Below are 23,386 nucleotides of genomic sequence, written 5' to 3'. Positions count from 1 at the left end.
GGTGGGCTACCCGATCGGGGTGCCGAGCGAGAACGAGGACTGCCTCTACCTGAACGTCACCACGCGGGCCGACGCCAAGGACGAACTCCCGGTGATCGTGTGGATCCACGGCGGCAGCCTGATGTACGGCACCGGCGACATGTACGGGCCCGAACGGATGGCCGCCGCAGGGGCGGTCGTGGTCTCGATGAACTACCGGCTGGGCGTCATGGGTTTCCTGTCCGACCCCTCGCTGAAGGATTCGGGCGGCCTCGGCCTGGAGGACCAGCAGGCCGCGCTCCGCTGGGTTCGCGCCAACGCCGCGGCGTTCGGCGGCGACGCGCGGAACGTGACGATCATGGGGCAGTCCGGCGGTGGGTTCGCTGTGTGCGGCCACCTCGCCTCACCCCTGTCGACGGGGCTGTTCGACTGGGCTGTCGTACAGAGCGCTCCGTGCGCGACGGGTGGTTCACGCACCAGGGCCGAGGCCGAGGCCGACAGCGAGCGGGTGATCAAGGAGGTGGGCTGCGAGACCGACACCGCGGCGTGTCTGCGCGAGAAGTCCGCGGCCGAGCTGCTGGAGGCCTACGGGCCCTTCAACGAGCCACGGCCCGTGACCGGTACCCGCCTGCTGCCGATGGCGCCAGAGAAGGCGCTGCGTACCGGGAGGTTCAACCGGGTTCCGGTGCTCATCGGGGTCAACCACGACGAGGAGCGCGGGATGGTCCTCGGCGAGGAACTGGCGTCCGGGAAGCCGATGCAGCCCGCGGCCTACGAGCCGGCCGTCCGCGAGCGGTTCGGTGCCAAGACCGACGCCGTGCTGAAGCGCTACCCGCTGAGCGCCTTCCCCTCGGCAGGCGAGGCGCTGGCCGCGGTCAGGACCGATTCGACGTGGTCGGCGCCGACGCTGGACACCGCGCGGCTGCTGTCGAAGTGGACGCCGACCCAGGTGTACGAGTTCGCAGAGGCCGACACCCCCTGGTTCGAAGGCTACCCCGAGCCCGGCTTCGAGCCGCGTGCCCAGCACACGGCGGAGTTGGCTTACCTGTTCGACATGGAGCTGTTCGAGAAGCGGACGGACGCGCAGGAGCGGCTGGCCGAGCGGCTGATCGGGGCCTGGGTGGGCTTCGCCGAGTCGGGCAGTACGGACTGGCCGAGCTTCCGTGACGCGGCGGACAAGCGGTACGTGCAGTCACTGACTTCGGGAGGCTGGAAGCGAACGGAGTTCGTGAAGGACCACCACTACCGCTTCTGGACGAATTTCAGCTGGCGCACGACGAAGGCCGCTTCCCCGGTACTCGGGGGAGCGGCCTTCGTCGTGCGGAAGGTCAGATGTGGTCGGCGGGGATGACGCCGAGGCGGCCGGCCTGGAAGTCCTCGAAGGCCTGCTGGAGCTCGGCCTTGGTGTTCATGACGAACGGGCCGTAGTGCGCGATGGGCTCGCCGATCGGCCGGCCTCCGAGCAGGACGACGTCGAGGGCCGACTTGTTGGAGTCCTGTCGGGCGTCGGCGGCCAGGGTGATGCTGGAGCCCTTCCCGAACACCGCGAGCTGCGCGTCCTTGATCGGACGGTCCTGCGTGCCGACGGTGCCGCGTCCCGACAGCACGTACGCCAGCGCGTTGAACGAGGGGTTCCACGGCAGGGTGAGGCGGGCGCCGGGGCTGACCGTCGCGTGGATCATCGTGATCGGCGTGTGGGTGGAGCCGGGGCCGCTGTGTCCGTCCAGTTCGCCCGCGATGACCCGCAGCAGCGCGCCGCCGTCGGGGGTGGTCAGCAGGGTGATGCGGTCGCCGGAGATGTCCTGGTAGCGCGGCGCGATCATCTTGTCCCTGGCGGGGAGGTTCACCCACAGCTGCAGGCCGTGGAACAGGCCGCCGCTCATGACGAGGTGCTCCGGCGGGGCCTCGATGTGCAGCAGGCCCGAGCCCGCGGTCATCCACTGGGTGTCGCCGGGGCCGATCTCGCCGCCGCCTCCGGCGGTGTCGCGGTGGTGGAACTCGCCGTCGATGAGGTAGGTGACGGTCTCGAAGCCGCGGTGGGGGTGCCAGGGGGTGCCTTTCGGCTCTCCGGGCTGATAGTCCACTTCGCCCATCTGGTCCATCATGATGAACGGGTCGAGGTGGCGGGGGTGCACGCCGGCGAAGGCCCGGTAGACGGGGAATCCTTCGCCTTCGAAGCCCTTGGGCGCGTTGGTCACGCCGATCACCGGCCGAGGGGTGTCGTTGACGGGGTCGGGGACGGAGACCCTGGGCAGGGTGAGCGGGTTCTCCACGGTGACGGCCGGCATGAGGCCCTCCTTCTGGCTCGGGTGACGCTGAGGTGACCTGATACCAGCCTCAACAAGTTGAAGTTTAAATTATTCCCCCCGGGTCCGGCGACCCCCGCGCACACGGTTCAGATGGGCACGAAGACGGCAAGCCGTTTCGGGTGCTTCCCGAAGACGATAGGCGGCCGGGCGTCCTGTGTCTCGCCGTCGTGGGCCACCCGCAGGTCGGTGCCCGCTTCGACCGTCAGAGACGATGCGAGCCAGGACTCGTAGTCGGACAGCGGCCACATGTGACCCGTCAGGACGACCGCCAGCGCGCGCAGCCGCCGGAAGCGCTTCCTCACCGACACCAGACGGACGTCCAGGAGTGAGTCGGTGAGGTTGTCGCGTGTGGTCGGAATGGCTCCGCGCATGCCGTACTCGCAGTTCCCGATGAACGCGAGCCACACCTGCCGGGGCATCCCGTCGACGATGACGTTCACCGGAGCGGCCCGCCGCAGCACCCGGAAGGCCGAGACGGCCAGGGCGGGCCACTTGCCGAGCCGCTTCTGCAGCTTCTCCCGCCTGTCCACCAGCTCCGAGTAGGCGCCGAAGCTGGCCGTGTTGAGGAAGGGCACGTCGTTCAACGTGGCGACGTCCACACGTGCCAGGCTGCCGCTCCAGTAGGCGTCCAGCGCGTCCGAGACGGTCTCCACGCCGAGTGTCTTGGCGAAGTGGTTGAGCGTTCCCAGGGGGAAGACGAGGAGGGGGATGTCGTGGCGCAGCGCCGCCGCGGCCCCCGCGCTGACCGTGCCGTCGCCCCCGCAGACGGCGAGGATCTTGGCGCGCCGCGCGGCCTCCTCCAGCTTTCCCTCCAGGTCTCCCTCGCAGTCCGTGAACTCGGCGTGCGGCAGTTCGTTCCGCAGGTCCGCCGCGTCCTCCTCGTCGTGGAAGACCACGACGACGCCCGCGCCCGAGGGGTCCCTGTGCTCGATCACCCGGTCGAGGTTCGCCACGTGGGCGGGTATTTGGACAGGCCACAGCAGCCGCGTCGTCAGTCCCGCGACGGAGCCCGAGAGGATCCCCGCCAGCACGTCCCCCGGATAGTGGGCGCCGGTGTAGACCCGGCTGAAAGCGACGGACGCCGCAAGTCCGAGAACGGGCAGAGACACCCTTTTAGGTGCTTCCAGGAGCATGGCGGTGGCGAACGCGGCGGCCGAAGCCGAGTGCCCGGAGGGAAAGGAGTGGGAGGAGGGGATCCGGTGAATCCGTATCGGCGGCACGTTATGAACGAGAGGCCGACGGCGCCGAAACAACTGTTTACCGACGAGATTGATCGAGGGACTCGCAAGTCCGATCGCGATCACTCCCCGCAACGCCCCCCGGCGCAGCGCGGGAATTCCCGTCAGCCCCAGAGCCCCCGCCAGACCGAACCAGAGCACCCCGTGATCGGCGATCTTCGACAGTCTGGGCAGCACGGATTCCAGCCCCCGCAACCTGGCGGCTGCCACGTTGTCGAACGCCCGACGGTCGATTTCGGCCAGGTCCATGCGCGACGTATCCCCGAAAGGGAACCCTTTCTACCGTGTGAATCGTCACAGCCTGTGTCATCATTCGATGATCTAGACAAGGAAGGGAGCTCCATTTTGACAGTCGAAGGCCTGCTCACCGCTTTCCGTACGGTCGACGCCCAGGAGAAGGGCCGGCTCGACCTCGTCGGTTTCACGCTGGTCCTGGACGAACTGGGCCTGGTCTGGAGCAAGGCCGAGACGCAGGAGCGATTCGAGCGTGCCGATCTCAACCACGACGGATACATCACGTTCGACGAACTCCAGAGGATGCTCGACAACCTCTGAGTCGTCCACAGGTCCAGCCCGCGGAGCGGCCCCGGCTTCATAGACTGGCCGGGTGACTTCCCCCGGCGTGCAGGACGCACTGGACGCGCTCAAGCGCGTCTTCGGCTATGACTCCTTCCGGCCCGGCCAGCAGGAGATCATCGAACATGTCGTCGCCGGCGGCGACGCGCTGGTCCTCATGCCGACCGGCGGCGGCAAGTCCCTGTGCTACCAGATCCCGGCGCTGGTCAGACCCGGCGTCGGGGTGGTGGTCTCGCCGCTGATCGCGCTGATGCAGGACCAGGTGGACGCCCTTCGGGCACTGGGCGTGCGGGCGGCCTTCCTCAACTCCACGCAGAACCTCGACCAGCGGCGCGAGGTCGAGCGGGCGTTCCGCGCCGGAGATCTGGACCTGCTGTACCTGGCCCCCGAGCGGCTGCAGCTGGAGTCCACGGCCCAGCTGTTCGACCAGGGCAAGATCGCGCTGTTCGCGATCGACGAGGCGCACTGCGTCTCCCAGTGGGGCCATGACTTCCGGCCCGACTACCTGGGCCTGTCGATGCTGCACGAGCGCTGGCCGGACGTGCCGCGGATCGCGTTGACGGCCACCGCCACCGAGGCCACGCACACCGAGATCACCGAACGGCTGGGGCTGAAGGAGGCCCGGCACTTCGTCGCCAGCTTCGACCGCCCGAACATCCAGTACCGGATCGTCCCCAAGAACAGCCCGCAGAAGCAGCTGCTGGAGCTGCTGCGCAGCGAGCACCCGGGCGACGCGGCGATCGTCTACTGCCTGTCGCGCGCCTCGGTGGAGAAGACCGCCGACTTCCTGGCGAACAACGGGATCGCGGCAGTGCCGTACCACGCGGGTCTCGACGCCGCGACCAGGGAGCGCCACCAGTCCCGCTTCCTGCGGGAGGACGGCCTGGTGGTCGTCGCGACGATCGCGTTCGGCATGGGCATCGACAAGCCGGACGTGCGGCTGGTGGCTCATCTGGACCTGCCGAAGTCGATCGAGGGCTACTACCAGGAGACGGGCCGGGCCGGGCGCGACGGCCTGCCGTCGACTGCGTGGATGGCCTACGGGCTGGCCGACGTCGTGCAGCAGCGCAAGATGATCGAGTCCTCGGACGGCGACTTCGCCTACCGGCGCGCGGCGACGATCCACCTCGACGCGATGCTGGCGCTGTGCGAGACGGTCTCGTGCCGCCGCGCCCAGCTGCTGGCCTACTTCGGCGAGCGCGGCGGGCAGTCGTGCGGCAACTGCGACACGTGCCTGGCCCCGCCGGAGTCCTGGGACGGCACGGTCGCGGCGCAGAAGTTCCTCTCGGCCGTCTACCGGCTGAAGAACGAGCGCAACCAGAAGTTCGGCGCGGGTCAGATCATCGACATCCTGCTGGGCAAGGAGACCGAGAAGGTCAAGCAGTACCGGCACGACGAGCTGACGGTCTTCGGCGTCGGCGCGGAGCTGCGCGAGGCGGAGTGGCGCGGTGTCGTCAGGCAGCTGCTGGCCCATGGTCTGCTGGGCGTGGAGGGCGACTACGGCACCCTCGTCCTGACGGAGGCGAGCGGCGAGGTGCTCGGCCGCCGCCGCGAGGTCCCGATGCGCCGCGAGCCCGAACGCCCCGCGAAGATCGCCAAGGCGGCGAAGACGGCGCGGACGGCAGCCCCGGTGGAGCTCGCCGAAGAAGCCAAGCCCCTGTTCGAGCGCCTGCGCGCCTGGCGTGCCGCCGGCGCCAAGGAGCAGGGCGTGCCCGCCTACGTGATCTTCCACGACGCCACCCTGCGCGAGATCGCCTCCCGCCGTCCCTCCAGCCTGGAGGAGCTGTCGGGCATCACCGGCGTCGGCGAGAACAAGCTCAACCGCTACGGCGAGCAGATCCTGGAGGTCCTGGCGGATCGGTCCTGATCCGGCGGCCCCCGGAACGCTCCGGCGACGCTGAAGGGGGCGAACCGGTTCAGGGCGACGTCTGGAGGGCGACCCGGGCCAGGAACTCGGCGTTGGACGAGGTCTCCTTGAGCTTGTCCAGGAGGAGTTCGAGGGCCTGGCGGTCGTCGAGGGCGTGCAGGACGCGGCGCAGCCGGCCGGTGAGCTCGTGTTCGGCGGGGGAGAGCAGGAGCTCTTCGCGGCGGGTGCCGGAGGCGGCGAGGTCGATGGCGGGGAAGAGCCGCTGCTCGGCGAGCCTGCGGGACAGGCGGAGCTCCATGTTGCCGGTGCCCTTGAACTCCTCGAAGAACACCTCGTCCATGCGGGAGCCGGTCTCCACCAGCGCGGTCGAAAGGATGGTGAGGGAACCGCCCTCCTCGAGGGCGCGCGCGGAGCCGAAGAACCGCTTCGGCGGGTAGAGGGCGCCCGCCGCGACGCCTCCGGCAAGGATCCTGCTGCTGGAGGGGGCCGCCAGGTTGTACGCCCGGCCCAGCCGGGTGAGGGAGTCCATCAGGATGACCACGTCGCGGCCCTGCTCGGCGAGCCGCTTGGCGCGTTCGACGGCGAGTTCGGCGACGGCGACGTGCTCGGCGGGCGGCCGGTCGAACGTGGAGGCCGCCAGTTCCGCGCCCGGCACCTTGCGCCGCAGGTCGGACACTTCTTCGGGGCGTTCGTCCACCAGCAGCAGGATCAGGTGGCATTCGGGGTGGTTCAGGGTGATCGCCTGGGCGAGTTCCTGAAGGATGATGGTCTTTCCGGCTTTGGGTGGGGCGACGATGAGTCCGCGCTGGCCCTTGCCGATGGGGGCGACCAGGTCGATGATCCGGCCGGTCCGGCCCGGCCCGAGGCGCAGCCGCTCGGCGGGGTGCACGGGGGTGAGCCGGGAGAAGTCCCGGCGGCCGCGTCGGGGCGGGGAGTCCACCGTGGCCAGGACGGCTTTGCCGCCCCGGCCCTGGGGCTTGGCGGTGCCCGTCACACGGTCGCCGGGGCGCAGGGCGAGCCTCCGGACGAGTGCGAGCGGCACCTGTACGTCGTTCGGTCCGGGCGTGTAGCCGTCCACCCGGACGTAGGCGTTGTCGCCTGAGACGGCGAGGATCCCCGTCACGGGGAGGAGAGCCGTCTGAAGGGTCTTTTCTTCAGTGATGGTCATGTGATTCCAGGAGAGACGGCACGCGAAAGAGCTTCGGGTGCGGCAGGAAGCGCGGAGTGCGCGGGGATCGGCGAAGGGCCGAGAAGAAAGGCAGCTCGCTGGAAAGCGGAAGAACCTGTGCCTCTCCTGGAGGGTAACACGCCGGAGGCGTTCGCCGTCAGCCCAGCTTGGCGTGATCCCAGGAACTGATCTTCGTGGGTTCGAGGATGACGGCGACCCGCTTGCGCATCATGTGCCGGATTCCCTCGACGACGGCGGGGTCGGCCTGGGAGAGGTCGGCGGGGGGCTCGAGGCCGATGATCTGGTGGCCGACGGCCTGTCCGACCGGGTCGAGGATCTCGGGGTCGTCGGTGATGCGGGCGTGTCCGGTGAGGCTGGCTCCGCGCAGTTCGTTGTAGTCGGTGCCGGTCTCGACCAGGCAGGTCATCACCGGGTTGCGCTGGAGGTTGAGCACCTTCTGGGAGCTCTTGTAGGTGGTGAAGGCGATCTTGCCCTCCCACAGCGTGTAGAACATCGTCACCAGGTGGGGCGCGCCGTCCTTGCCTATGCTCGCGATCTGGACCTTCCGCTCGTTCGCCAGGAAGTCGGCGAGTTCCTCATCTGTCATCCTGATCGCGGCGCGCTTGCTCATGGGTGGGATCTCCGAATCTGATTCGATAATTCGTCCCCAGCGTAGGCACAACGGACCTGGGGCCGCCAGAGGTCACTTTGGCGACGTTCCGGATATCTGTTCTCTTCCAGTCCCACTGTCCGGGTCCCGGCGCAGGGCGCGGGCGGTCAGGGCCGCGGCGAGCAGCCGGAATCCCTCGGCCCCGGCCGGGTCGAGGCCCGTGAGGGCGGCGATGTTGCGCAGCCGGTAGTCGAGGGTGTTGCGGTGGACCTGGAGGTCCAGGGCGGTCTGGCGGCGGTTGTGACCGTTGTGGACGTAGGCGCGGAGGGTTTCCATCAGTTCGGGGCGGTCGTCCAGCGGCTCCAGCTTGGCCGCCAACTGCGCCAGGGCGTTGCCCGGACGTGCGAGCTGGTACTCCAGCAGCACATCGGCCATCCGGTACAGGCCCGGCGGACGGCCTAGACGGGTGACGAGTTCGGCCACTTCGGTGGCTTCCCGCAGCGCTGACGGAATGGATTCCGGTCCTTCGGCCAGGGCCGCGGAGACCGTGAAGGCGTGTTCTGAAGCGGCGACGACTCCTGATACGAGCTCGTCCAGACGTAGATCGGGGCGCACGGGCAACAGTGCCATGCCTGTGCCGCCGTCGAATCTGGCCAGCACGCGCGCTTCGGCATAGGCGTCCAACGCGGATTGTGAAGACGTGATGTCTCCGTCTTCCACGGCGCGAAAGACGAGGACCTCGTACGAGGCGGCCAGGGGGATGCCGGCCTTGGCCGTCAGATCGTGGGCCGGAGCGCCTGAGAGCAGGGCGTCGAGCATCGCGCGGCGTGCTTCCTGCTGTTCTCCGTGCCGCTGCACATGCGCCAAGGTCACCGCGGGGACGGCCGCGCGCAGATAGCCGAACAGGTGGAGTCCCAGGGCGCCCAGCTCTTCGGCCTCGTCGGGGCGTGCTTCTTCCATGAGGGCTTTCCAGCACAGCTCGACGGCCAGGTGGTAGGCGGTGAGCACGGCTTCGAGGGGCACTCCCTGCTCTGCTCTGCGGGCGGACCAGGCGATGATCTCCGCCCGTTCGTCGGCGGTGAACGTGCGGCGTTCTCGCAGGATCAGCAGGGAGATGCGCAGGTTCGCCTCTATCGCCTGGCGGAGCGGCCCCTCCAGGACGTCCCGCGGCTGCCCTTCGTAGAACGGCACCCGCCGCCGCAGCTCCTCCGACAGCCGTGATGTGAGTTCGGGGAGCCGTTCCGCCAGCCACGTGTGAAGCCGAGGTTCGCTCATTGCCCCGATGCTGGCGCAACGGTTTCCCGGGGTCCATGGGCCCGTCGCACGCGGCTCGGTGTTCTTGTTGTGCATGTGCCCAATACCGGGGGCGGGGGGCCGGGGCACGCGCAGGAAGGCGACGCGGTCCGGTGTGGGCGATTGTGCGTCCGCCCAATCGTGCACCTCGGATCCAGGTCCGACGCCTATCGCCTGGAACGGGGCATAGGGCGCATTCTCCTCTCACTGTTTGTGAGGAGGATCATGTTGAAAACGCCGGCCGTGCAGGCGCAGGCGGCTCTGTCCGTGAGGGACCTGACGGTCTCCTACGGGCGTGCCGTACGCGCACTGCACGAGGTCTCCCTGGACGTGCCGCAAGGCGAGATCGTCACCGTCCTCGGTGCCAACGGCGCGGGCAAGACGACGCTGATGCGTGCCATCTCCGGCACGCTGCGCTTTCACGGGGGCGTCATCTCCTCGGGGAGGATCACGTACTCGGGCGTCAGCCTGAACACGTCGCCCGCGCACCGCATCGTCGCCACAGGAATCGTTCAGGCACCCGAAGGGCGCCGTGTGTTCGGGCGCATGACGGTCGAAGAGAACCTGAAGGTGGGGGGCTTCCACGCTCCGGAGTCCACCAAGAAGCGCGTCTTCGACCTGTTCCCGGTCCTCGCCGAGCGCCGCAAGCAGCGCGCCTCCCTGCTGTCCGGAGGCGAGCAGCAGATGCTGGCGATGGGCCGAGCGCTCATGGCGCGTCCCAAGGTCCTCCTTCTGGACGAGCCGACGTTGGGCCTGGCCCCGCTGATGGCCGAGACCATCGCCCGGACGGTCATCGAGATCAACGAGCAGGGCACCTCGGTCCTGCTGGTCGAGCAGAACGCGGCGCTGGCGCTGCGGCTGGCCGACTACGCCTACGTGCTGGACGTGGGGGAGGTCGCGCTGCGCGGCCCCGCCGCCGAACTCGCCGCCAGCGACGAGGTCCGCCGGCGCTACCTGGGCGTCGTCGACGAACCCGCCCCGGTGCTCACCGGTCACCGCGCCCTTTCGAGGTGGGAGGGATGAGCGGGGTGCCGGAACTGGTGGTGAAGGACCTGACCGTCAGGTTCGCCGGGCTCGTCGCGCTCGACTCGGTGAGCTTCACGGTGGCTCCGGGGACGCTCCACGCCGTCATCGGCCCCAACGGAGCCGGGAAGTCGACCTGCTTCAACGTCCTGTCGGGCGTCTACAAGGCCACGTCGGGCAGCGTGCACTTCGGCAGGCGCGAGCTGACGACGATGTCCCCGCACCGCGTGGGGGCGCTCGGCATCTCCCGCACGTTCCAGAACCTGGCGTTGTCCGGGGCCCTGACGGTGGAGGACAACCTGCTCCTCGGCCGGCACAGGCTGATGAAGACGGGCATCGTCCGGGCCGGTCTGCGGTGGCCCAGCGCCCGCCGCGAGGAGAAGAAGCACCGTGAACGCGCTCGGGAGATCGCCGACTTCGTGGGCGTCGCCCAGTACCTGAACGTCCCGGTGGGCGGCCTCCCGTACGGAGCCCAGAAGCGTGTCGAACTGGCCCGCGCCCTGTGCGGCGAACCCCGCCTTCTGATGCTGGACGAGCCCGTGGCCGGCATGAACGCCACCGAACGCCTGGAGATGGCCGGCCACATCGTCGCCGTACGGGAGGCGCTCGGGATCTCCGTCCTGCTCGTCGAGCACGACATGGGCATGGTCATGCGCCTCGCGGACGAGGTCACCGTCCTGGACTTCGGCAAGCGCATCGCCTCCGGCACCCCCGCCGAGGTTCAGAACAACCCGGAGGTCCTACGTGCCTACCTGGGAGAGGAGGCTTCTTCATGACGAGGCTGTTGGAACTGCTCATCAACGGGCTGAGCCTCGGCGCCGTGTACGCGCTCATCGCGCTCGGCTTCGTGGTCATCTTCAAGGCCACCGAGGTGGTGAACTTCGCGCACGCGTCCCTGCTGCTCCTCGGCGGCTACGTGACGGCTGTCCTCCATGACGACCTCGGGTTCGTCGGGGCGCTGGCCGTCGGCATCATCGCGGCCGCCGCCTGCGGCGCGTTCGTGGAGTTCATCCTCCTGCGGCGGGCCAGAGCACGCCGCGACGTGATCGCGATCGCGACGATCGGCATCGACATCGTCCTGACGGCCGAGCTCAGCCGGCGCCTGGGCACGTCCGTCCTGGCGCTCGGCGACCCGTGGGGCGACAAGGTGTTCCAGTTCGGCGGCATCACGATCGCGCAGACGCGCATCGCCGCGCTCGTCGTCGCCGCCGTGCTGATCGCGGGCTTCCTGGCCGCGTTCAAGTACACCCCCTGGGGCGTCTCGATGCGGGCGGTGGCCGAGGACTCCGAGACGGCGGCCCTCATGGGCATCCGCCTGGGGCGCATCTCGATGTCGGCCTGGTGCGTGGCCGGGGCCCTGGCCGCCGTGGCCGCGGTCTTCATCGCGGCCTTCCCCACGCCCGGCCTGGACCGCAGCACGTCCCTGGTGGCGCTGAAGGCCTTCCCCGCCGCGATCCTCGGCGGGCTCGACTCCATGACCGGCGCCCTGGTCGGCGGCCTGCTCATCGGCCTGACCGAGTCCCTGGTCGGCGGATACCAGAACGACCTGACGTTCCTGGGCCGCGGCCTCGGCGACGTCGCCCCCTACGTCGTCATGATCGTCATCCTGCTCGTCCGGCCCTCCGGCCTCTTCGGAACCCGGGAGGTCTCCCGTGTCTAAGGCGCGTTGGCTCCCCCTCCTCCTGCTGCTCCTTCCTCCCTTCTACCTGGACATGTTCTGGCTGCAGGCCGGGCTGTTCGTGATGGCCGCGGCGATCGGCGCGATCGGCCTGAACCTGCTCACCGGCTCGACGGGCCAGTTGTCGATGGGCCACTCGTTCTTCCTGGCGGTCGGCGCGTACGGCTACGTGTACTTCGCCGGGGAGTCCGACGGGCACGTGTCCGGGCTGGGGCTGCCCACGCCGCTGGCGGCGGTCCTGGCCGTCGCGCTGGCGGGGCTGGCCGGGCTGGCGTTCAGCCCGATCTCCGGCCGGCTGTCCGGGGTGTACCTCGGCATCGCCTCCCTGGCGCTGATCTTCGTGGGGCAGCATGTGCTGTTCAACTTCGAGAAGGTCACCGGCGGGTACAACGGCCGGGCCGTGGAGCCGATGAACCTGTTCGGCCTCCCCTTCGACGGCTCCACCGACCTCGTCGTCCTGGGCGTGCCGTTCGGGGCGCTGGAGCGCCTGTGGTTCCTCGGGCTCGCGCTGCTCGCCCTGGCCGCGTGGTTCGCGTACGGGGTGCTGCGCGGGCGTCCCGGCCGCGCGATGAACCTCATCCGCGACCAGCAGATCGCCGCGGGCGTGCTCGGTGTGCCCGTCGCCCGGATGCGCGGCGCGGTGTTCACCCTGTCGTCGATGTACGCCGGGCTCGCCGGGGTGCTGCTGGCGCTGGCGTTCCAGCGGGCCGTGCCGGACTACTTCGGGGTCCTCCTGGCCTTCGAATACCTCGCCATGATCGTCATCGGCGGTCTCGGCTCGGTGACCGGCGCGATCGTCGGCGCCGCCTTCGTCACGCTCCTCCCGCAGCTGCTGACCCGCTACAGCGACTCGCTCCCGCTGGTCGCGGCGGCCGGCGGCGAGGGCGTCGCGCCCTCCGACGCCGCCCGCTACCTGTACGGCACGGCCGTCGTCCTCATCGTCCTCTTCCTGCCCGCCGGCCTCTCCGGTCTGCGTGTCCCTTCCCTCACCCCCCGCAAGGAGACCACCCCGTGAAACTCCGCAAGTTCGCCATCGGCCTCGCCGTCCTGGCCGTCACCGCCGCCGGATGCAGCAGCAAGTCCACGACGGACGAGGGCGGCACCGACGCCAACGGCGTCAAGACCGGCCCCGGCGTCTCCGAGAAGACCATCACCCTCGGCGCCCTCACCGACCTGACCGGCGTCTACGCCACCCTCGGCAAGAGCATCACCCAGGCGCAGCAGCTGTACTTCCAGGAGATCAACGACGCGGGCGGCGTCTGCGGACGCAAGGTCGAGCTGATCGTCCGCGACCACGGCTACGACGTCCAGAAGGCGGTCGGCGCCTACACCGAGCTGCAGCCGAAGGTCGCGGGCCTCTCGCAGGTCATCGGTTCTCCGGTCATGTCGGCGATCGCCAAGAACGTGGCCTCCGACAAGCTGCTGACCATTCCCGCGGCCTGGCCGTCCCAGCTGCTCAAAGTCCCCTACGTCCAGGTCGTCGGCGGAACCTACGAGCTGGAGATGATCAACGGCGTCGACTTCCTGGTGAAGGAGAAGGGCCTGAAGAAGGGCGACGAGATCGGCCACGTCTACTTCGAGGGCGAGTACGGCGAGAGCGCCCTGGCCGGCGCCAGGTTCGCCGCGGAGAAGGCCGGGCTGACCGTCGTCGAGCTGCGCATCAAGCCCACCGACAACGACATGACCTCCCAGGTCAGCGCCCTGAAGTCCGAAGGCATCAAGGCCGTCCTGATCAGCGCGGGCCCCCGCCAGTCCGCGTCCCTGGCGGGCGTGGCCGCCGCGGGCGGCTTCAACGTCCCGATCGTCTCCAACAACCCCGGCTTCAGCCCGCAGCTGCTGGGCACGCCCGCGGCCAAGGCCCTGGAGGCCAACTTCTACTACGTGAGCGCCACCCAGCCGGCCAGCGCGGAGGCCCCCGGGATGACCAAGCTGGTGGCGGCCTACGCCAAGAAGTACCCGAACGACGTCTTCGACGGCGGCGCCACGTTCGGCTACGTCTCGGCGAAGGTCTTCGGCGAGTCCCTGAAGAAGGCCTGCGAGTCCAAGGACCTGACCCGCGAGGGCATCTACAAGGCCCTGCAGACGCAGTCGGCGTTCGACAGCGAGGGCCTCATGCCGGTCCTGGACTTCTCCAAGCCCGGCCAGGTCGGGACCCGCGAGTCCATCGTCCAGCAGCCCAGCAGCAAGGCCAAGGGCGGCCTGGTCCAGGTCGGCGAGCCCTTCACCTCCGACGCGGCGAAGGAGTTCGACCTGGGCTGACGCCGCGCCACGTGCAAGCGCCTGTCGGTCGGGGTCCGGCAGGCGCTTTCCCGTGTCCGGGCTCCCGCCTGATGGATCATGTAGAGGAGTGGCGGGAACCCGACGGGGCAGGTTTCCCTCTGATCTGTGACGAGACGGACGTGAGAGAGGATGTGCGGATGACCCTCGCCGAGGACTTCCTGCTGCTGGCCCTGCACGAGGAGAAGGGCAAGCCCGTCGTCTCCGTGATGTACGTCGAGTGCGGCCTGGTCGGAGCGGTCCTGGGGGACCTGCTCATCGCGGGCCGTATCGGTCTCGCGGGCCGCAAGGGCGACGAGGTCGTCGTGCTGGACCCGACGCCCCTGGGCACCCCCGAGGAGGACGCCGTCCTCGCCCGCATGGTCGAGGAGAAGCCGCGCCGCGTCCAGTGGTGGGTCAACAAGCTCAAGTCCGGCCTGCGCCGGCGCCTCCTGGAACGGCTGGTCGCCCAGGGCGTCCTGCGGGAGGACCACCACCGCGTGCTGGGCTTCATCCCCGTCACCCGCCACCCCGAGGCGAACCCGCTCCCCGAGCAGGAGTTGCGTGTCCGCCTGACCGCGGTGCTGAACGGAGCCTCCGCCGACGCCCACACCGCCACCCTGCTCGCGATCGTCCAGGCGAGCCGCATGAACCGGGCGATCTTCCCCGACCTCGACAAGAAGGAGTTCAAGCGCCGGGTCGAGGAGCTCCACGAGGGCGGCGAGATCGGCGAGGCCGTCAAGAAGGCGATCCAGCAGCTCGAAGGCGCCATGATCGCTGCCGTGGCCGCCGGAGGCGCCGCCGCCGCGTCCGCAGGCGGGTGACGTTCAGGACTTCCGCAGGAACTCCCGGTATGTGACGGGCGGCCGGCCTCCCAGGCGTTCGATCGTGTCGGTGACGCGGTAGAGCGGATGCTCCGGGGTGGTGCGGAAGATCTCCCACAGAGCCGAGAGATGCTCCACGGTGTGCGGGTCGCCGAGCACGGCCAGGAGGTCGCGATGCCACTGCTCCGGATCGGCGTCGATGTACTCCAGGGACGGGTTCCGGGTCTCCCGGAGGGCTCCGGCGACCTCTCCGACGGCGAGCATCTGGCCCGTCAGATGGACGACGGGTTCCGTCGCGTCGGGGGAGAGGAGGAGCGCGGCGGCCACCCGTGCGACGTCCTCGGCCGCCACCAGCGGCACCCGGGTGGTCTCCGGCCCGAGCGGGACGGCGAGTTCCCGCCACCCGGACAGCGCCGCCAGGACCGTCAGGTTCTCGTGAAAGACGGCCGCCCTGAGATGGACGGTCTCTGTTCCGGCCCAGTCGAAGACCTGCTCGGACAGCCAGTGCTGGCGCATCCGCGGCGTCCGCGCGTCCATCCGCGCGTCGAGTTGCGAGACCTCCACGATCCGCTCGGCGCCCGCTTCCCGCGCCGCCGCGGCGAAGGCGGCCGTCGCATCCAGCAGCCCGGCCGTGACGGGATAGGTGAAGAACACCCGCCGCACGCCCCGGAACGCGGGCCGCACGTCGTTGATCTCTCGCAGATCTCCGACGTGGACTTCCGCTCCCAGCTCACGCAGCCGCTGCGCACGCTCGTCATCTCTGCGCACGAACGCCCGCACGGGCTGCTTTTGGGCCAGCAACATCTCGGTGACGAGCCGTCCCGTGGAGCCCTGGACGCCGCCCGCCGCACCCGTCACGAGGAACATCAGACCCTCCCCGGCAGCCGGAGGGCGAACGCTCCGAGCTCTTCCAGCCGCCGAAGGAACGGCTCCGCCTCGAACGCCTCGGCCGGGCTGCGGACTCCTGCTCCGACGCCGCCTTCGGCCAGCCGCACGGCTCCTTCCACCGAGGCATGGACTCCCGCCAGCCACAGGTCTTTGCCGATGAGCTGTCCGGCGGCGCTTTCCCTACCGAGCGCCTGAACGGCCACCATGAACTCCGACGACGCCCGCTCCTCGGAGGAAGCGGTTTCACTGGCGAACACCTGCTCCTCGGTGAACGTGTGCGCGGTGAGCTGCGCCTCGATGTTCTGGGCTCGGACGTGCCGCTGCGCCAGGACGACGTCGCAGGACGGCAGAGGCGCGATCATCGTGCGGGGTCCGACCGGCGGCGGGAACGGGAAGACGACGTTCCGCGGCTCGACGTATCCGACGTGCTGCTTCCCGTCGGTGAAGGTGATCCGCTCCGTCTCGGCGAAGAGCTGTTCGGCGGTGCTCTTGGCTCCCGTGGTCATCCGCCATCCCGACACGGCGTACGCGATGGTCACCCGGTCGAGGTCGTCCATCCCCCGCGTGACGGCTCCGGCCAGCAGGTCTCCGAGCCCTCCGTAGAAGCTCAGCCCCGGGAGCATGGCGACCCCGTTACGCCGGGCGGTCTCCTGCAGTTCGTCGAACATCCACCGCACGTGATGCGACTCGACGGCATGGTCGACGTAGTGGCATCCCGCTTCGGCGGCGGCCCGTGCGATGACCCGGCCCGTTTTCGAGAACGGCCCCGCGCACTGCACGATCACGTCGGCTTCACGCACCAGTTCCCGGACGGCCGCGGGGTCGTCCGCGGGGACGGAACGGGGAAGCCCCGGAGCCCTCCCCGCCAGAAGCGGCTCGTGCCCCCGCTTCCGCAGCTCCTCGACGACGAGCCTCCCGGTGTGCCCGGTGGCCCCGTAGACCGCGATGACCGAACTCCTCATGCCCATCCCCTCCCGGGTTCGCACGCCTGTTCGAATCAACACTTACATACCTTGAGTATGTAAATCAAGGAGGGAAAATTCAGAGATGCCCCGACGCACCCAGGCCGAACGCTCCGAGGCCACCACGACAGCCCTCCTGGCCACCGCCCGCACCCTCTTCGGCCAAGCGGGCTACACGGCCACGTCCCTGGACGCCGTCGCAGCCGGGGCGGGCGTCACCAAGGGCGCCCTCTACCACCACTTCAAGGACAAGAAAGGCCTGTTCAGAGCCGCTTTCGTGGCGGAGCAGCAGGGGGTCACCACCCGCTTGGAGGCGGTCGCAGCCGCCCACTCCGACATCTGGCAGGCCCTGCGCCAGGGCATCCGGACGTTCCTCGAACACTGCCTGGACCCCTGTTTCCGCCGGATCGTCCTCCTCGACGCCCCTCACGTCCTCGGCTGGGAGACCGTCCGCGAGATCGAACACGCCTACGTCCTCCGGGTCCTGAGGACGGGTCTGGAAGCAGCCCACTCCGAAGGCCGCCTGGCGACGTCGGACGTGACGGTCTCCGCCCACCTGCTCTTCGGCACCGTCTGCGAGGCCGGCATGCTCCTCGCCCGCCACCCCGCCCCGTCCGAGGCGCTCCCCACCCTGGTGCGGGAGACCGGGCGTCTTCTCTCCGCCCTGGACCCCGCTCCCCGGCGGCCGTGACGGGCTACCGCCGACGCGGCTCAGCCGCGCCGGCGGAAAGAAAGGCATCGGCTCCGAGGCTGCTTTTACTTCTCGAAAACGACGCTTTCACGAGTTGACATCACGATCTCCAGCCCCACCAGTCAGAGGAGCCGTCGAAAGCACCCCATATTCCGATGTGCGGCTTGTAGACCTTTCGGTTGCCGGTGTAGTAGAACTTGGCCTTCACCTCGGCGATGACGGAGCCGCCGTCCTCGGTGAATTCGAACCTCTTCTTGCCCCAGCCGCGCCAGCGCCAGGTGTAGCGGTCGTAGCTGTAGCTCTGGGCGCGGTACCTGGCCGAGGTGACCTGGTAGCCGTCGTAGCACCAGTCGAGCCGGAGCTTGACCCAGATCAGCCAGCGGCCCTTCTTCCTGGCGCGCAGGCCCCGCTTGTACTCCTTCTTGCGGCACGAGGACTTCTTGAGGGCCCTGACCTCCTTGGCGCTGTAGGGGGTTCCCTCGCGCTCGGCCTGCGCGATGAGTTCCGTGCTCGGGATCGTGCTCTCGCGCACGATGGTGTCCTCGACGACGAGGCTCGTCGTTCCAGAGGAGGCGGTGGCGGGGGAGGCGGTGCCGATGAGCCCTGCGATCAGGGCCGCGGACAGAGCCGCCGAGGTCGTGGAACGTCGCATGAGCGACTCCTTACATCATGCTTTGTAAGGGCTGCGGATGCGTGACAAGACCGCCGGGATCGCTCAGGCTCACCCGGAAATCCAGATCACGCCCCGCGGAACCGAGACGGTTCCGTAGATCGCCGGCGCGGTGGAGGCGTCAAGCGATCCAATAGATGGGATGCGCGCCCCACCACCCCGGTTGATGAATGGCCGATATATGCCAGAAGAAGTGCGCGCAGATTAATAGAAGGCGAAAAGGGTAACGGCACTCCAGAGATCCACAAGGACGTCAGGACCGCGCCGGACGGGTGCAGCGCGGCCCTTCGGCCATCAGGTGGCCGCGTACCGGCTTGCGCCGGCGGCGCGCACGCTGAGCTGTGGTCCTCTATGAGGGAGGATGGTCGGGTGAGGGTGGTCGCGATCTCCGACACGCATGCGCCGCGGCGCTGGCGGTCCTGTCCGCCTGCGGTCGCCGGGCATCTGCGCACGGCTGATGTGATCCTGCATGCCGGGGATGTCTGTACCGTCGAGGTTCTTGATGAGTTGGCCGCCTACGCGCCGGTCCATGCCGTTTTGGGTAACAATGACGGTCCCGACGTTGCCGCCTGGGGTGCGCCCGAGCGGCTTGAGCTCGACCTGGACGGTCTGCGTGTCGCGATGATCCACGACAGCGGCTCCTCCAAGGGCCGTCTCGCCCGTCTGCGCCGCGGCTTCCCCGACGCCGGCCTGGTCGTCTTCGGTCACTCCCACATTCCGTGGAACGAGGCCGACGGCGACCTGCGTGTTTTCAACCCAGGTTCGCCCACCGACCGGCGTCGCCAGCCTCACGGCACTCTCGGTCTCCTCACGATCGAGGCCGGACGGCTCCTCACCGCCGAGATCGTCCCCGTCACCTGACCTGCGGCCTGCCGCGCCCGGAATCGGACGTCACTTGCCCGCCAAGCCGGTCGCGAGGTCGCGGAGGGCGGTGACCGTCTTCCAGTTCCGGGTGGTCGCGGCGATGCCGAGGCGGCGTTCGAGGAAAGCATTGTTGAGCTTGGTGCGCCCGTATCCGTCCGGGCAGTGGAGGTAGACCTCCCGGCCTTCCAACGAGAACTCGGCGGTCTCGCCCGACGGCCTCTCCAGCTTGGCCGCCTGTTCCGGCGTAGGCGTCTCTTCGAGGAAGGTCACGTGCAGTTTGACCGGGTCGGATTCACGGTCGAGGAAGGGATTGCCCGCGAAGACGCGCCCTAGATCGTCTCCGGTGCGCAGCAGGACGCGGGCGTTGACGCCGAGATCCGCGGCGATCCGGTTTTCGAGCTCTCCGGCCAGGCCTTCGGACGGCCGGTCGGAAGTGAAGAGCACGTTGCCGCTCTGTAGGTATGTCTTCACCTCGGAATGGCCCAGATCCGCGAACAGCTCCCGTAGAGCCGCCATGCCGATCCGGGTGCCGCCGCCGACATTGATGCCGCGCAGCAAGGCGATGTATCCCGGCATGACCTGCTCCTCTCAGTGCGAGCGGTCGAGTGCGTCGTCGTGTGTGTTCCGTCCGCCGAGGAGGTGTTTCCTTCCCCAGTCGCCGAGGGGCTCCAGTGCTTCGTTGAGGGAGGCTCCGAGCGGGGTGAGGGCGTAGGTGACGCGGCGTACCGCACCCTCGAACGCCTCCTCCCGGAAGACGATGCCGTCGGCCTCCAGTTCTCGCAGGTGCGAGGTGAGGACTTTCTCGGTGACGCCGGGGAGGTCGTGCCGCAGTTCACCGAACCGGCGGGGGCTTTCCCCCAGCGCCCACAGGATGAGCACCTTCCATTTGCCGCCGACCACGTCGATCGCCGCGTCGATGCCGCACACGTATGTGTCCCGCCTGCTCATGCACTTACTTTAAGGTGCCCACCTACAAAAAGGTGCGTACTTGATCATGGTCCGGATGCGGACGACGCTGATCGGTATGGACACCGAAACCGCTTATGAAACCCCCGTCACTCTTCTCGGCCTCGGCGACATGGGTACCGCGCTCGCCCGTGCCTGGCTCGCCGCGGGGCGTCCGCTGACCGTCTGGAACCGCACCCCGGAAAAGGCCGGGCCGTTGGTGGAGGAGGGCGCCCGGGTGGCGGCCACCCAGGCTGAGGCGGTGGCCTCGACGGACGGTCCCGTCATTCTCTGCCTGCTGGACGACGCCTCCGTGGACGAGGTCCTGGACGGCGTCGACCTGAACGGCAAGGACGTCGTCAACCTGACCACGAGCACTCCGGCCCAGGCCCGGCAGCGCGCCCGATGGGCCGAGAAGCGCGGGGCTCGTTTCCTGGACGGCGGGATCATGGCGGTCCCCCCGATGATCGGCCACCCGGAAACCGGCGGCTACGTCCTCTACAGCGGGGACCTCGCGCTGTTCGAACGCCACCGGGAACTCCTGGAGGTTCCCGCCGGAGCGAAGTTCGTCGGCGAGGACCCGGGCCACGCGGCGTTGCACGACATCGCTCTGCTCAGCGCGATGACCGGCATGTTCGCGGGCATCACCCATGCCTTCGCTCTGATGGACCAGGAGAAGGACCTCGACCGGTCGAGGTTCGCGGCCCTGCTCGCGGAATGGCTCGGCGCCATGGCGGGCAGCGCCCACGGCATCGCCGCGCAACTGGCGAGCGGCGACTACACCGAGGGCGTCACCTCCAACCTCGCCATGATGACGGCGGCCAACGACACGTTCCTGGTCACGGCGGAGGACCAGTCCGTGGATCCCCGGCTCCTCACCCCCTACATGGAGCTGATGAGCCGCCGGGTGGCACAGGGCCACGGCGACGAGGGCCTGGCCGGCATGGTCTCCCTGCTCCGAATCGAGTGACGCCCTGCTGTACGGGGCTCGGCCCGGTTCTCAGGACAGGGAGAAGACCGCGGCGTCGCTGCCGTTCTTCCGTTCGACGTAGCCGACGACGAGGAGACGCAGGGTGCCGGGCAGCCGGGCGTAGTCGGAGATCCACGGTCTCTCGTTGACGATGCGGCCCTGGCGGCGTTGGCTCCAGCGGCCTTCGGCGGTGAGGCGGGTGAGGAAAAGGTCGTGCACCAGGTCGTTTCCCCGGCCGGGAACGTTTTTGTAGGTGAGGAACACAAGGCCTCCGCGGCCATCGGATCTGGGGTCGCGGGCGATCCCGGCGGACGGGGCGATCTTCTCTTTCCTCCACTTGCCGTTCTTGTATCGCAGCAGAAGAGGTTCCCGGCTCTGCGTGTCGTCTTGGAAGTCGTGGATATGCACTCCGGTCACCCAGACGTTCTTACCTGAGATGACCGGTCTATCGAAGTAGGTGATGGATTGCTTGGCCGGCTCGGGCAGGAGCGAGCCCGGGTGGGCGGTCTTCCACCGCCGCCCGTCGAAGCGCACGATCTTGGAGCGGTAGTCCTTGTCGTGGCCCCATGCCCAGAGCTTCTCGCCTTGGGCCGCGGCGCCGACGACGGCGACCGGGGTTTTGACCTGGCGCCAGCGCCGCCCGTCGAAGCGCAGCGCGCGAGCCCGCTCCTCGTCGAACACCCAGACTCCGCGCTTGCCGGTGGCGACGATGGAGGCGTGCTGCTGGCGCTCCCAGCGCTTGGCGACGCGCCAACGCTTACCGTCCCAGCGCAACAGGAAGGTCGTGCTTCGCGGGCTGTGCGGGTCCTCGCCCATCGCCCAGACGTTGTCGGCGGACGACGCGCTCGCCTTCAAAATGTAGCCGCCCAGCCCGCGCGGAAGTTCGACCGGCTTCCACTCGGCTCCGCTCTTCCGGTACACCAGAGGCCTGTCCCGGGGAGAGTTCGCGTTGTTCCCGCCGAACGCCCAGACATTCTTCTTGTCCGGGGCCACGATGGCCATGAAGTCGGAGGACGCCGGAAGCCTGGTGGTCCAGACGGGCTTCAGCGGCTTCCCCGGCGCGGCGAGGGCCTTCGCCGGAATCACCGAGGCCCCCAGGACCACAGCCGCCACCGCGACACGCACGCCATGCTCGATCATGACCGGCACACTGCCACAAAAGATCTTCTAATGGGTCAGATCTCCCCAGCGCTCCATCCGCACGAGGCTCGGCTCGGCAGGGGACGGGTGCGGACCGCGTTCCGGCGCGCACCCGTCCCGCCCCGCCGCCCGAGGTCAGGCGGAGGTGCGGGCGAACGGGGTGACCAGCGGCCACTCGACGTCGACCTCGAGGGCTTCGTTGACGTAGTTGGTGAAGATGTTGCGGGCGACGTTGGCGATCACCTCGACGATCTCCTCATCGCTCAGCCCGGCCTTCCGGGCGGCGTCGAACGCCTCTTTCTCCACCGGACCGCGGTTGTGGGTGATGGCCAGTGCCAGGCTCAGCGCGGCGTCGGCCTTCGGCTCGGCGCTGTGGCCGCGGCGGGCCGCCTCGATCTCTTCTTCCGGCAGTTCGACGACGTTGCGGGAGACCATGGTGTGGGCCGACAGGCAGTAGCTGCAGCCGTTGGCCTCGGCGACGGCCAGCGCGATGCGTTCTTGCAGCGCCGCCGATAGAACGCCCTGCTTCAGTGCGCCGAACAGGCCGAGGAAGCCCTTGAGCGCGGCGGGGCTGTTGGCCATCGCCTTGGCCATGTTGGGGGTGACGCCCATGGTCCGCTGGGCGGCGGCGAGCTGCTCGGCGGCGGCGCCGGTGGCGGTGGCCGGGTCGATGAGGGGCACGCGTGACATGAGGGCTCCTTCAACTCAGATCGAACAGAACGATCGGTTCGATTCAAGAGGTGACGCTAGAGACGCATCGCCCGGTTTGTCAAACAGAACGTTCGGTTCGATACTGGTGGGGTGAAGACGGACAAGAAGCCCTCGCCGGTGCGTGAGCGCCTGCTGGCCACCGCCGACTCGCTGTTCTACGCCGAAGGCATCCGAGCGGTCGGCATCGACCGGGTGATCAATGAGAGCCAGGTCTCGCGCTCGACCATGTACGCGCATTTCCGCACCAAAGAGGACCTGGTCGCCGCCTACCTGCGCCGCCGCACCGATACTTGGCGCGCCTACGTCGAAGCCCGCGTGCACACGCGCGCCGACGACCCGGCCCGGCGCGTGCTGGCGCTCTTCGAGATCTTCCACGACTACCTGGCGGGCCCGGCCTACCGCGGCTGCCCGTTCGTCAACGCCGCAGCCGAGTACCCCCACCATGAGGGAATCCAGGCCGTCATCGCCCACCACCGGCAATGGCTGCCGGACCTGCTTCGTCGGCTGCTGGAACGACCGTCGGCCGACGATGTCCTGATCGCGGCTCTGGTGCAGTTGTGGGACGGCGCCATCACCGCCGCTCACTTGGACCGCGACGCTCACGCGGCCGAGACCGCGCGCTCCACCGCGGCTCTCCTGCTCGCCGCCCACCGGCAAGGCGGATCCGCCGCCTTTGACGAAGGAGAAGGGGACACCGGTCCGCGGTGAAGGCGAGGCGGCCTCC

25 protein-coding genes are annotated in these 23,386 nt (G+C 69.0%); 13 read left to right on the top strand and 12 right to left on the bottom strand.

The genetic code is table 11. The features are described from left to right. Nucleotide 1: 1 nt before the first annotated feature. Nucleotides 2–1,330 carry a carboxylesterase family protein gene (locus ABGB12_RS26650; RefSeq protein WP_347682201.1) on the top strand — a complete coding sequence of 443 codons (1,329 nt, stop codon included), beginning with the start codon at nucleotides 2–4 and terminating at the stop codon, nucleotides 1,328–1,330. Here ABGB12_RS26650 and ABGB12_RS26645 read toward each other — a convergent pair. Both ABGB12_RS26645 and ABGB12_RS26640 read right to left on the bottom strand, forming a co-directional pair. Continuing rightward, nucleotides 1,308–2,267 carry a pirin family protein gene (locus tag ABGB12_RS26645; RefSeq protein WP_347682200.1) on the bottom strand — a complete coding sequence of 320 codons (960 nt, stop codon included), beginning with the start codon at nucleotides 2,265–2,267 and terminating at the stop codon, nucleotides 1,308–1,310. The two genes, ABGB12_RS26650 and ABGB12_RS26645, sit on opposite strands and share 23 nt — an antisense overlap. Nucleotides 2,268–2,374: 107 nt before the next feature. Continuing rightward, nucleotides 2,375–3,775 (bottom strand): phosphatase PAP2 family protein, encoded by a 1,401-nt coding sequence (locus ABGB12_RS26640; RefSeq protein ID WP_347682199.1) that lies wholly within the window; start codon nucleotides 3,773–3,775, stop codon nucleotides 2,375–2,377. Between the two features lie 96 nt (nucleotides 3,776–3,871). On the opposite strand from ABGB12_RS26640, the gene ABGB12_RS26635 reads away from it, so the two are divergent. Both ABGB12_RS26635 and recQ read left to right on the top strand, forming a co-directional pair. Next, on the top strand, nucleotides 3,872–4,081 hold the full coding sequence (locus ABGB12_RS26635) for an EF-hand domain-containing protein (protein ID WP_347682198.1): 210 nt from the start codon (nucleotides 3,872–3,874) through the stop codon (nucleotides 4,079–4,081). 52 nt (nucleotides 4,082–4,133) lie between these two features. Beyond that, nucleotides 4,134–5,969 carry a DNA helicase RecQ gene (recQ, locus tag ABGB12_RS26630; RefSeq protein ID WP_347682197.1) on the top strand — a complete coding sequence of 612 codons (1,836 nt, stop codon included), beginning with the start codon at nucleotides 4,134–4,136 and terminating at the stop codon, nucleotides 5,967–5,969. 49 nt (nucleotides 5,970–6,018) lie between these two features. On the opposite strand, the gene rho is transcribed toward recQ, so the two are convergent. The 3 genes from rho to ABGB12_RS26615 all read right to left on the bottom strand — a co-directional run bounded on the left by rho (nucleotide 6,019) and on the right by ABGB12_RS26615 (nucleotide 9,022). Further along, the gene (rho, locus tag ABGB12_RS26625; RefSeq protein ID WP_347682230.1) at nucleotides 6,019–7,131 is read right to left on the bottom strand and encodes a transcription termination factor Rho; all 1,113 of its coding nucleotides are present in this window, start codon (nucleotides 7,129–7,131) and stop codon (nucleotides 6,019–6,021) included. A gap of 163 nt (nucleotides 7,132–7,294) precedes the next feature. After that, nucleotides 7,295–7,768 (bottom strand): pyridoxamine 5'-phosphate oxidase family protein, encoded by a 474-nt coding sequence (locus ABGB12_RS26620; RefSeq protein ID WP_347682196.1) that lies wholly within the window; start codon nucleotides 7,766–7,768, stop codon nucleotides 7,295–7,297. 72 nt (nucleotides 7,769–7,840) lie between these two features. Then, nucleotides 7,841–9,022: a helix-turn-helix domain-containing protein gene (locus tag ABGB12_RS26615; protein ID WP_347682195.1), complete on the bottom strand. Its 1,182-nt coding sequence runs from the start codon at nucleotides 9,020–9,022 to the stop codon at nucleotides 7,841–7,843. A 243-nt stretch (nucleotides 9,023–9,265) separates the two neighbouring features. Between ABGB12_RS26615 and ABGB12_RS26610 the strand changes: the two genes are divergently transcribed. The 6 genes from ABGB12_RS26610 to ABGB12_RS26585 all read left to right on the top strand — a co-directional run bounded on the left by ABGB12_RS26610 (nucleotide 9,266) and on the right by ABGB12_RS26585 (nucleotide 14,821). Further along, a complete protein-coding gene (locus ABGB12_RS26610; protein WP_347682194.1) occupies nucleotides 9,266–10,063 on the top strand; it encodes an ABC transporter ATP-binding protein in 798 nt (265 codons plus the stop codon). After that, nucleotides 10,060–10,839, top strand: coding sequence for an ABC transporter ATP-binding protein (locus ABGB12_RS26605; protein WP_347682193.1), 780 nt, complete (start codon nucleotides 10,060–10,062; stop codon nucleotides 10,837–10,839). Before ABGB12_RS26610 ends, ABGB12_RS26605 begins: the two co-directional genes overlap by 4 nt. Beyond that, a complete protein-coding gene (locus ABGB12_RS26600) occupies nucleotides 10,836–11,723 on the top strand; it encodes a branched-chain amino acid ABC transporter permease (protein WP_347682192.1) in 888 nt (295 codons plus the stop codon). Before ABGB12_RS26605 ends, ABGB12_RS26600 begins: the two co-directional genes overlap by 4 nt. Then, nucleotides 11,716–12,756: a branched-chain amino acid ABC transporter permease gene (locus ABGB12_RS26595; RefSeq protein ID WP_347682191.1), complete on the top strand. Its 1,041-nt coding sequence runs from the start codon at nucleotides 11,716–11,718 to the stop codon at nucleotides 12,754–12,756. Before ABGB12_RS26600 ends, ABGB12_RS26595 begins: the two co-directional genes overlap by 8 nt. Next, a complete protein-coding gene (locus ABGB12_RS26590; protein ID WP_347682190.1) occupies nucleotides 12,753–14,000 on the top strand; it encodes an ABC transporter substrate-binding protein in 1,248 nt (415 codons plus the stop codon). The genes ABGB12_RS26595 and ABGB12_RS26590 overlap by 4 nt, the downstream gene beginning before the upstream one ends. A gap of 140 nt (nucleotides 14,001–14,140) precedes the next feature. After that, complete coding sequence (locus ABGB12_RS26585) at nucleotides 14,141–14,821, top strand: GPP34 family phosphoprotein (RefSeq protein WP_347682189.1); 681 nt, start codon at nucleotides 14,141–14,143, stop codon at nucleotides 14,819–14,821. Between the two features lie 3 nt (nucleotides 14,822–14,824). Here ABGB12_RS26585 and ABGB12_RS26580 read toward each other — a convergent pair whose 3' ends face one another. Further along, a complete protein-coding gene (locus ABGB12_RS26580; RefSeq protein ID WP_347682188.1) occupies nucleotides 14,825–15,688 on the bottom strand; it encodes an NAD(P)H-binding protein in 864 nt (287 codons plus the stop codon). Continuing rightward, on the bottom strand, nucleotides 15,688–16,671 hold the full coding sequence (locus ABGB12_RS26575; protein ID WP_347682187.1) for a saccharopine dehydrogenase NADP-binding domain-containing protein: 984 nt from the start codon (nucleotides 16,669–16,671) through the stop codon (nucleotides 15,688–15,690). Before ABGB12_RS26575 ends, ABGB12_RS26580 begins: the two co-directional genes overlap by 1 nt. A gap of 85 nt (nucleotides 16,672–16,756) precedes the next feature. Here ABGB12_RS26575 and ABGB12_RS26570 point away from each other — a divergent pair, with 85 nt between their 5' ends. Continuing rightward, nucleotides 16,757–17,362, top strand: a complete 606-nt coding sequence (locus ABGB12_RS26570) for a TetR/AcrR family transcriptional regulator (protein ID WP_347682186.1) — start codon at nucleotides 16,757–16,759, stop codon at nucleotides 17,360–17,362. Nucleotides 17,363–17,462: 100 nt separating this feature from the next. On the opposite strand, the gene ABGB12_RS26565 is transcribed toward ABGB12_RS26570, so the two are convergent. After that, nucleotides 17,463–18,014, bottom strand: a complete 552-nt coding sequence (locus ABGB12_RS26565; RefSeq protein ID WP_347682185.1) for a hypothetical protein — start codon at nucleotides 18,012–18,014, stop codon at nucleotides 17,463–17,465. 387 nt (nucleotides 18,015–18,401) lie between these two features. On the opposite strand from ABGB12_RS26565, the gene ABGB12_RS26560 reads away from it, so the two are divergent. After that, complete coding sequence (locus ABGB12_RS26560; RefSeq protein WP_347682184.1) at nucleotides 18,402–18,893, top strand: metallophosphoesterase family protein; 492 nt, start codon at nucleotides 18,402–18,404, stop codon at nucleotides 18,891–18,893. 30 nt (nucleotides 18,894–18,923) lie between these two features. Here ABGB12_RS26560 and ABGB12_RS26555 read toward each other — a convergent pair whose 3' ends face one another. Beyond that, nucleotides 18,924–19,472, bottom strand: a complete 549-nt coding sequence (locus tag ABGB12_RS26555) for a DUF1697 domain-containing protein (RefSeq protein WP_347682183.1) — start codon at nucleotides 19,470–19,472, stop codon at nucleotides 18,924–18,926. A 12-nt stretch (nucleotides 19,473–19,484) separates the two neighbouring features. Continuing rightward, nucleotides 19,485–19,844 carry a helix-turn-helix domain-containing protein gene (locus tag ABGB12_RS26550; protein WP_347682182.1) on the bottom strand — a complete coding sequence of 120 codons (360 nt, stop codon included), beginning with the start codon at nucleotides 19,842–19,844 and terminating at the stop codon, nucleotides 19,485–19,487. Between the two features lie 55 nt (nucleotides 19,845–19,899). Here ABGB12_RS26550 and ABGB12_RS26545 point away from each other — a divergent pair, with 55 nt between their 5' ends. Continuing rightward, nucleotides 19,900–20,811 carry an NAD(P)-binding domain-containing protein gene (locus tag ABGB12_RS26545; protein ID WP_347682181.1) on the top strand — a complete coding sequence of 304 codons (912 nt, stop codon included), beginning with the start codon at nucleotides 19,900–19,902 and terminating at the stop codon, nucleotides 20,809–20,811. 30 nt (nucleotides 20,812–20,841) lie between these two features. Here ABGB12_RS26545 and ABGB12_RS26540 read toward each other — a convergent pair whose 3' ends face one another. Together ABGB12_RS26540 and ABGB12_RS26535 are read right to left on the bottom strand one after the other, a co-directional pair. Beyond that, nucleotides 20,842–21,951, bottom strand: coding sequence for a hypothetical protein (locus ABGB12_RS26540; RefSeq protein WP_347682180.1), 1,110 nt, complete (start codon nucleotides 21,949–21,951; stop codon nucleotides 20,842–20,844). A gap of 135 nt (nucleotides 21,952–22,086) precedes the next feature. After that, nucleotides 22,087–22,641 carry a peroxidase-related enzyme gene (locus tag ABGB12_RS26535; protein ID WP_347682179.1) on the bottom strand — a complete coding sequence of 185 codons (555 nt, stop codon included), beginning with the start codon at nucleotides 22,639–22,641 and terminating at the stop codon, nucleotides 22,087–22,089. Between the two features lie 111 nt (nucleotides 22,642–22,752). Here ABGB12_RS26535 and ABGB12_RS26530 point away from each other — a divergent pair, with 111 nt between their 5' ends. Further along, nucleotides 22,753–23,370 carry a TetR/AcrR family transcriptional regulator gene (locus tag ABGB12_RS26530; RefSeq protein ID WP_347682178.1) on the top strand — a complete coding sequence of 206 codons (618 nt, stop codon included), beginning with the start codon at nucleotides 22,753–22,755 and terminating at the stop codon, nucleotides 23,368–23,370. Nucleotides 23,371–23,386: the final 16 nt, after the last annotated feature.

The organism is Actinocorallia sp. B10E7 (genome assembly GCF_039871655.1).
In the GTDB taxonomy this organism is placed as follows: Bacteria; Actinomycetota; Actinomycetes; order Streptosporangiales; family Streptosporangiaceae; genus Actinocorallia.
Note: the sequence above shows the minus strand (reverse complement) of the source record. Positions and strands in the feature narration are given on the sequence as shown.

Coding starts and splice junctions, on each gene's coding strand:
- ABGB12_RS26600 (WP_347682192.1), top strand. CDS start 10,836: ATGACGAGGCTGTTGGAACTGCTCATCAACGGGCTGAGCCTCGGCGCC.
- ABGB12_RS26565 (WP_347682185.1), bottom strand. CDS start 18,014: ATGCGACGTTCCACGACCTCGGCGGCTCTGTCCGCGGCCCTGATCGCA.
- ABGB12_RS26570 (WP_347682186.1), top strand. CDS start 16,757: ATGCCCCGACGCACCCAGGCCGAACGCTCCGAGGCCACCACGACAGCC.
- ABGB12_RS26535 (WP_347682179.1), bottom strand. CDS start 22,641: ATGTCACGCGTGCCCCTCATCGACCCGGCCACCGCCACCGGCGCCGCC.
- ABGB12_RS26555 (WP_347682183.1), bottom strand. CDS start 19,472: ATGCCGGGATACATCGCCTTGCTGCGCGGCATCAATGTCGGCGGCGGC.
- ABGB12_RS26620 (WP_347682196.1), bottom strand. CDS start 7,768: ATGAGCAAGCGCGCCGCGATCAGGATGACAGATGAGGAACTCGCCGAC.
- ABGB12_RS26615 (WP_347682195.1), bottom strand. CDS start 9,022: ATGAGCGAACCTCGGCTTCACACGTGGCTGGCGGAACGGCTCCCCGAA.
- ABGB12_RS26540 (WP_347682180.1), bottom strand. CDS start 21,951: ATGATCGAGCATGGCGTGCGTGTCGCGGTGGCGGCTGTGGTCCTGGGG.
- ABGB12_RS26545 (WP_347682181.1), top strand. CDS start 19,900: ATGCGGACGACGCTGATCGGTATGGACACCGAAACCGCTTATGAAACC.
- ABGB12_RS26640 (WP_347682199.1), bottom strand. CDS start 3,775: ATGGACCTGGCCGAAATCGACCGTCGGGCGTTCGACAACGTGGCAGCC.
- ABGB12_RS26645 (WP_347682200.1), bottom strand. CDS start 2,267: ATGCCGGCCGTCACCGTGGAGAACCCGCTCACCCTGCCCAGGGTCTCC.
- ABGB12_RS26580 (WP_347682188.1), bottom strand. CDS start 15,688: ATGTTCCTCGTGACGGGTGCGGCGGGCGGCGTCCAGGGCTCCACGGGA.
- ABGB12_RS26610 (WP_347682194.1), top strand. CDS start 9,266: ATGTTGAAAACGCCGGCCGTGCAGGCGCAGGCGGCTCTGTCCGTGAGG.
- ABGB12_RS26605 (WP_347682193.1), top strand. CDS start 10,060: ATGAGCGGGGTGCCGGAACTGGTGGTGAAGGACCTGACCGTCAGGTTC.
- ABGB12_RS26550 (WP_347682182.1), bottom strand. CDS start 19,844: ATGAGCAGGCGGGACACATACGTGTGCGGCATCGACGCGGCGATCGAC.
- ABGB12_RS26575 (WP_347682187.1), bottom strand. CDS start 16,671: ATGAGGAGTTCGGTCATCGCGGTCTACGGGGCCACCGGGCACACCGGG.